At 48.8% G+C, this 3988-nt stretch carries 5 protein-coding genes and 2 pseudogenes; 2 read left to right on the top strand and 5 right to left on the bottom strand.

What is annotated here, in order from left to right:
• Window positions 1-233: 233 nt before the first annotated feature.
• Window positions 234-443 (bottom strand): annotated as a pseudogene (locus tag JWG43_RS17130) (IS1634 family transposase N-terminal domain-related protein); the annotation flags it as partial.
• Window positions 444-937: 494 nt separating this feature from the next.
• On the opposite strand from JWG43_RS17130, the gene JWG43_RS17125 reads away from it, so the two are divergent.
• Both JWG43_RS17125 and JWG43_RS17120 read left to right on the top strand, forming a co-directional pair.
• Window positions 938-1213: a type II toxin-antitoxin system ParD family antitoxin gene (locus tag JWG43_RS17125; protein WP_205244165.1), complete on the top strand. Its 276-nt coding sequence runs from the start codon at window positions 938-940 to the stop codon at window positions 1211-1213.
• Window positions 1214-1513 carry a type II toxin-antitoxin system RelE/ParE family toxin gene (locus tag JWG43_RS17120; protein ID WP_205244164.1) on the top strand — a complete coding sequence of 100 codons (300 nt, stop codon included), beginning with the start codon at window positions 1214-1216 and terminating at the stop codon, window positions 1511-1513.
• 125 nt (window positions 1514-1638) lie between these two features.
• On the opposite strand, the pseudogene JWG43_RS20345 reads toward JWG43_RS17120, so the two are convergent.
• The 4 genes and pseudogenes from JWG43_RS20345 to JWG43_RS17100 form a co-directional block, all read right to left on the bottom strand.
• Window positions 1639-1884, bottom strand: a pseudogene (locus JWG43_RS20345) (type II toxin-antitoxin system HipA family toxin); the annotation flags it as partial.
• Between the two features lie 63 nt (window positions 1885-1947).
• Complete coding sequence (locus JWG43_RS17110) at window positions 1948-2730, bottom strand: ATPase (protein ID WP_205244162.1); 783 nt, start codon at window positions 2728-2730, stop codon at window positions 1948-1950.
• Complete coding sequence (locus JWG43_RS17105; protein WP_205244161.1) at window positions 2727-2963, bottom strand: hypothetical protein; 237 nt, start codon at window positions 2961-2963, stop codon at window positions 2727-2729. The genes JWG43_RS17110 and JWG43_RS17105 overlap by 4 nt, the downstream gene beginning before the upstream one ends.
• Before the next feature lie 284 nt (window positions 2964-3247).
• Window positions 3248-3538 carry a type II toxin-antitoxin system HicB family antitoxin gene (locus JWG43_RS17100; protein WP_205244160.1) on the bottom strand — a complete coding sequence of 97 codons (291 nt, stop codon included), beginning with the start codon at window positions 3536-3538 and terminating at the stop codon, window positions 3248-3250.
• Window positions 3539-3988: the final 450 nt, after the last annotated feature.

The following is a 3988-nucleotide window of genomic DNA, read 5'->3' as shown; positions in this document are numbered from 1 at the left end:
GTGTTGCATGGCGCCCAATTATGGCCGGAAGACATACCGGATAAGTGAGCAGGAAAAAACCGATTATCTATTCATTTTCAAAAAATGGGTCTGTAGGTTGTGGGTGAGGAACGTACCCCAACAGATACAAGGGTGGGCAGACGTCTATTTGCCTGCCCACGAAGATATCCAACGAATCACGTTATCGGGCATTTATCTCATCCCACCGCATCTGACTGGTTGCTGTCCTCCAGCGGATCCACCACGGTGACACCGCAGACCCGGGCAATGGAGCGGCAGAGCCGTACCAGGGCTTCCCGGTCGACCTGATCAGCCCGACCGAAGCTGTGAATGATTTTGGCGGAGGATTTGCCGGTCTCCGGATGGCGTTCGCTGTGGGCCAATTGGTAATAGACCGTTACCGTGCCGTCTTTATTTTTCCTCTGGGTTGTTCGCAGATACATGATAGTTGTGGAGGATATAAATAACCTCCTCTATTGTCAATGAGAGGAAGTCAGATATACTCCCCAATTAAATTAAAAAAATAATATATTTTCAAATATTTACAAACAAAATGACGCTTGTCTGATTTTCATCCAGGGTTTGCGTGCAGGGGAATGTACACCTTCAATGCACAATCTTATCATCTTCTAGGCCTGACACCGCAGTGCGTCCAATAACAACCGGGACAGATGGTCAGTCAGGCCATTGAATATGATGGGGAGGATTTACTTATGACCACCTATAAACAATTATTTTTTCAAGATTTGACCCACAGCCCACCCATGTAGCTCCCTCCGCGAGAAAAGCCAACGGCAGACTTGACCCTCTTTCTTTCCCATAAACACGTGAGGAGTAATTGAATAAACTGTCTCCGGAAATCCGGTATGCTTGTTGTCAACAATTGACATTTTTTGACAACAAGCATACAATCTCTCGAAAATAGCAGGAGGTTATCATGCAAATGAACGTCAATTTGACACCCCAGCTTGAAAATTTGGTCAGGCAAAAGGTTGCTTCTGGTCTCTACAGTTCAGCAAGTGAGGTTGTACGCGAAGCCCTTCGTCTCATGGAAGAGCAAGACCGCATCCGCGCAATAAAACTTGAACAGTTGAAGCAGGATATCCGCGACGGCATACATAGCGGTGAGTCGGATCCGTGGGACGCCGAGGAGATCAAACGAGAGGGCCGAGCGCGGCGAAACACACGAAACGCCGCCAACCGCGTGGGATAAATGCCAAACATTCTTTTACGCCCGCATGCTAAAGCTGATCTTGTCGAAATCTGGGATTATATCGCTGAAGACAGCGAAGCCCGCGCAGATGCTTTCATAGAGGTTATCGACCAAAAATTACAGCTTATTGCAGAACGGCCAAACATAGGAAGGCTGCGTGATGAACTTGCCACGAGTCTTAGGAGCTTTCCGGTGGGCCGTTATATTATTTTTTATATACCTTTTGAAGAAGGCATAAATGTTGTTCGCGTATTGCACGGTGCCCGTGATTTTGAGGCCGTCTTACGAGATGTGGAGTAACATTAGAGCAGAAGAGAGTTCGCAACCCTGAACGAAAAAATTAGGGACGCTTCCCCTATTTTTGTGAACTGTGGGAGATTGGCTATTTCTCTCCTTGAAAATAGGGGCAGTGTCCCTAATTTTCCGGTGAGTTCGTCCAGAATACCGGTATCCGCTTCTCGCCCCTTCAGCCCGATTTTTTTGTTGATGATAACGCGGCGACCCCAGGCATCGGGCGCGGCATCCCGAATGCAATTTGGTATCTCCAGGTCGCTGAGCAAGGGTAACTGCCCGGTGCGCAAGGGCAATTCCGGCTCATAAATCGGTATGGCGGGTTTCTTGTCACCTGTACGATCAAGGTAGCTTTTGCCATAGTTGAAATGGATAATGCCGTTAACATGTATATCTTCAACGCACAATCTTATCATCTTCTAGGCCTGACCCTATGAATTATACTATGAATTATTACGGTGAGCAGGCCGTGGACTGGCATTTTCTTCCGGGGGAACAAATTTGTCCCACAGCGCCAGTTTAAACCAATGGGGCATGGTGGCCGTCTTCATTTCCAGGTCATCCCCTCCGGTGATTTCCGCCACCCAGACATTTTCATGCGAGGAGTTGTCGAAGATATAGGCCCGATCCGTGTGCTGCACAGCATCGGCCAGCAGATCCAAAGAGCGATGATATCTCTCGATGATTTTGTCTCTGGGCACCGGATGGCCTCCTGACTTAACCCGGTTCTCAACCCGGGAAATGTTGATTTCAGGATCTTCGGTGGCCACATAATAGAGATAGGTGCGAAATCCGCTATGCTGCGCTTTTTGGAGAAGCTCAATCTTATCCGGGTGCGACATCACCGTTTCAAAGGTAAAGGTCATGTGTGCTGCCAACAGCTTTTGCCGAATAAAATCAGCAGCAACAGAGGCGAAGTAGGAATTGACCACCACGGAAAAAAAACTCAGCTTGCCATCGCTGAAGCGCAACTCGCCAGCTTCGTCTGCCAGCCCAGCGGCCTCCAAAAAGTGGGATTGCTGAAAAAAAGGCAGCACTTCTTCTGCAGTGGTTTCAACACAATAGGCTGCAAAGTCCAAAAAATCGAAGCGGCGAATCTCCTTTTCGATGTCATCAGGGTTGATATACACCCCAAGCAACTCCGGCTCGATAACCCCCTTGATCGTGCTTTTCCCAGAACCATTGGGCCCGGCAAACATTCGCATGCGGGGAATCGCGGGGTTCATCGTTTCACCCGTACCCGCCGCTGACCCGGAACAACCGGCGTGGGAGCCGCCAGAGGTTTGATCACTCTGGAGGTTCCGTCGGGGAAGGATTCTATGAGTTGTCCATTCACCGCCTCTACCACTTTCCTGCCGGCAGCCAGGTTTTTGCAGTACGCCTGTTTGACAGCGCCCTCGGCCAGTTCTGGGATGCGCGCTTCCAGATAGCTCATGGCCTTTTCATCGAGTTCCTTCATGATGTTCTCCCTGGATAGAGGTTCGTTCTGTCATTCAATACTATCGCATAAAAAACGAATAATGCCAGAAGAGGGATACTCATTCTTTCCGGTTAGTAAATATATTTTGTCATGGTATATCAAACAGACGATATTGTACAGAGTTGACGTCTAATGATGGCCCATCAAGTAAATATCCACCGGCAAAGCCGGTGGCTTTAAATTGTGGAAAATTAGGGACATTTCCCCTATTTTGTGTGCTTTGGGAGATTGCCATTTCTCTCTATGAAAACAGGGGAAGCTTCCTAATTTTCTAGGCCTGACCTCGCTTGCGGACCCCGCATGGAGCTGTGAAGTTCTTGCCCGATCCTGACGTTGACAATCCCGCTGTACGGTTTGTTGGCCGGTTTTCCTGTTTCTTCGCAATACGCAAGGTATCGGTTAACGGCTTCTTCAAAGGCAGCCTTGATGTTCTCGACGGTTGTGCCTTCATAGGTGATGATGTCGTCAATCAAGAGAATTTGACCATGCAGGCAATTGTCTTCGATGCTCGCCTCAATGGTGCCGGTGTACCCTTTGTAGGTGAGATTGCTCATGGTATCGCCTTTATGTGTTTTTCAACGCACGATCTTGGCATCTTCCATGTCTGCCCCCGCAGTATGATCTGATCCGGTTGCCCATTTCGCTATTCGAGATTACCCGTCCGGATCTGACATCTTCCAAGCCACGGTCAACCATTCTGGAAAAGGCCAACTCCCTCATAATCTCATCATATGTCGCATCTTCCGGCTGCGACATGACAACTTTCGCTATTTTTTCTTTTACAGTCTGTTGTTGCATGGCGGGAAAACCTTGTTGTGGGAAATTACGTTCACAGAATTTCAACTGTTGCCCAGCTTCTCGAATGTACTCTGCCGAAAATTAGGGACATCCATGATAAGTATTGTCAAGGGGAAAACGGAGGTTTCCCGTTTCGCCCAGGAGTACGTCAGCGCCTGCCTTGCCTCTCCCCCGATCTCGATTGTTCCTCGGCGGGAGCGGAAGCA

It is taken from the genome of Desulfobulbus alkaliphilus (genome assembly GCF_016918545.1).
GTDB lineage: Bacteria > Desulfobacterota > Desulfobulbia > Desulfobulbales > Desulfobulbaceae > Desulfobulbus > Desulfobulbus alkaliphilus.
Note: the sequence above shows the minus strand (reverse complement) of the source record. Positions and strands in the feature narration are given on the sequence as shown.